At 72.0% G+C, this 2,379-nt stretch carries 3 protein-coding genes; all 3 read right to left on the bottom strand.

Annotation, left to right across the window (positions count from 1 at the left end; translation table 11 throughout):
• Positions 1-37 precede the first annotated feature (37 nt).
• The 3 genes from ACJA3G_RS35240 to ACJA3G_RS35230 are packed head-to-tail and all read right to left on the bottom strand — an operon-like array spanning position 38 to position 2,369.
• The gene (locus ACJA3G_RS35240) at positions 38-1,027 is read right to left on the bottom strand and encodes an adenosine deaminase (RefSeq protein ID WP_406557100.1); all 990 of its coding nucleotides are present in this window, start codon (positions 1,025-1,027) and stop codon (positions 38-40) included.
• Positions 1,028-1,074: 47 nt separating this feature from the next.
• The gene (locus tag ACJA3G_RS35235) at positions 1,075-1,986 is read right to left on the bottom strand and encodes a ribonuclease Z (protein WP_406557099.1); all 912 of its coding nucleotides are present in this window, start codon (positions 1,984-1,986) and stop codon (positions 1,075-1,077) included.
• 23 nt (positions 1,987-2,009) lie between these two features.
• Positions 2,010-2,369, bottom strand: coding sequence for a histidine triad nucleotide-binding protein (locus ACJA3G_RS35230; RefSeq protein ID WP_406557101.1), 360 nt, complete (start codon positions 2,367-2,369; stop codon positions 2,010-2,012).
• Between the last annotated feature and the right edge of the window lie 10 nt (positions 2,370-2,379).

Genomic DNA, 2,379 nt, shown 5'->3' with positions numbered 1-2,379 from the left:
CCTGAAAAGTGGCCGGGCGGCCAGGTCGTCAACGTGGTTACGGCGTACGTTTCGGCAGCGGCACCCTCGTCAGGTCCGCCGCGATCGTCAGCTCCCCCAAGAACGCCGCCACGAACGAGTTCCGCGCCAGCACCCGCAGGTCCTCCCGCGACAGCCCCAGCGCCGACTCCACCGCGTCGAAGTTGTCCCCGACGTACCCCCCGAAGTACGCCGGATCATCGGAGTTCACCGTGCACAACAGCCCCGCGTCCATCATCCGCCGCAACGGATGCTCCGTGAGCGAGCGCACGGCCCGCAGCCGCACGTTCGACAGCGGGCACAGCGTCAGCGGGATCCGGTCGCGGACCAGACGGGCCACCAGCTCCGGGTCCTCCAGGGCCCGCAGCCCGTGGTCCACCCGCTCCACGCCCAGGACGTCGAGCGCCTCGGTGATGTAGGACGGCGGCCCTTCCTCCCCCGCGTGCGCCACCTTCCGCAGCCCCAGCGAGTCCGCTACCGCGTACACCTCGCGGAACTTCGACGGCGGATGCCCGACCTCCGCCGAGTCGAGGCCGACACCCGTGATCCGGTGCAGATACGGCCGCGCCGCCTCCAGCGTCTCCATGGCGGACTCCGCCGACAGGTCGCGCAGGAAGCAGAGGATCAGCCGGGTCGTGACGCCGTGGCGGGCCTCGCTGCGGTCCAGGGCCCGGCCGAGCCCCTCCACCACGGTCCCGATCGGCACCCCCCGTGCCGTATGCGCCTGCGGGTCGAAGAAGATCTCCGCGTGCCGCACCCCCTGCGCCGCCGCCCGCGCCAGATACGCCTCCGCCAGCGCCTCGAAGTCGTCCTCCGTACGCAGCACCGCCATCAGCGAGTAGTACAGGTCCAGGAAGGACTGGAGGTCGTCGAAGAGGTACGCCTTGCGCAGCTCCTCGGTGTCGGCGTACGGCAGCCGCACACCGTTGCGCGCGGCCAGTTCGAAGGCGAGCTCGGGTTCGAGGGTGCCTTCGATGTGGAGGTGGAGTTCGGCCTTGGGGAGGGGCATGGAGGTACTTCCTGAAAAGTGGCCGGGCGGCCAGGTCGTCAACGTGGTTACGGCGTACGTTTCGGCAGCGGCACCCTCGTCAGGTCCGCCGCGATCGTCAGCTCCCCCTCGAACCCGGCCCCCCGCGCCTGCCGCGCGAAGTCCGCCGGGTCCGCGTACCGCTGCGAGAAGTGCGTGAGGACGAGATGCCGCACTCCCGCGTCCCGCGCCACCCCGGCGGCCTGACCGGCCGTCAGATGGCCGTGGTCCTCCGCCAGCCGCACGTCCTCGTCCAGGAACGTGGACTCGATGACCAGCATGTCGCAGCCCTCGGCCAGCGCGGGCACCCCGTCGCAGAGCCGGGTGTCCATGACGAAGGCGAACCGCTGGCCGCGCCGCGTCTCGCTGACGTCGGCGAGCGTCACCCCCCGCAGTGCGCCCTCGCGCTGGAGGCGGCCCACGTCCGGCCCGGCGATGCCGTGCTCGGCAAGGAGCGCGGGCAGCATCCGGCGCCGGTCCGGCTCGATGAGCCGGTAGCCGTAGGACTCGACCGGGTGGGAGAGCCGGCGCGCTTCGAGCGTGTACGCGCCGGTCGCCGCCGCCACCGCGTGCTCGCCCTCGACCGGGACCTGCGCCAGCTCGACCGTCTCGCGGTAGGCCGTCGCGTACCGCAGCCGGTCGAAGAAGTGCCGGCCGCTCGCCGGGTAGTGCGCGGTGACCGGGTGCGGCACCCGGTCGAGATTGATCCGCTGGATCACCCCGGCGAGCCCCAGCGAGTGGTCGCCGTGGAAGTGCGTGACGCAGATCCGGTTGACGTCGTGCGCGGCCACACCGGCTCGCAGCATCTGCCGCTGGGTGCCCTCGCCGGGGTCGAAGAGGATGCCCTCGCCGTCCCAGCGCAACAGATAGCCGTTGTGGTTGCGGTGCCGGGTCGGGACCTGGCTGGCGGTGCCGAGCACCACGAGTTCACGTACGGACAACGGGGGTTACCGGTCCCGTCCCGCTATCCCGGCGGCCACTGCAGACCACGGCCGCCCAGCACATGGGCGTGCGCGTGGAAGACCGTCTGGCCCGCGCCGCTGCCGGTGTTGAAGACGATCCGGTACCCGCTGCCGTCGATCTTCTCGGCGGCGGCGATCTCCCCGGCCTCGCGCAGCAGGTCGGCAGCGACCGCCGGCTCGGCGGCGGCGAGGGAGGCCGCGTCGGGGTGGTGGACGCGGGGGATGACCAGGACGTGCGTCGGCGCCTGGGGGTTGATGTCGCGGAAGGCCACGACGGTCTCGGTCTCCCGGACGACGGTCGCCGGGACGTCCCCCGAGACGATCTTGCAGAACAGGCAGTCCGCCTGCGGCTCTCCGGCCACGGTCCTGAGC

This window comes from Streptomyces sp. YS-3 (assembly GCF_045257485.1).
Classification (GTDB): Bacteria; Actinomycetota; Actinomycetes; order Streptomycetales; family Streptomycetaceae; genus Streptomyces.
Note: the sequence above shows the minus strand (reverse complement) of the source record. Positions and strands in the feature narration are given on the sequence as shown.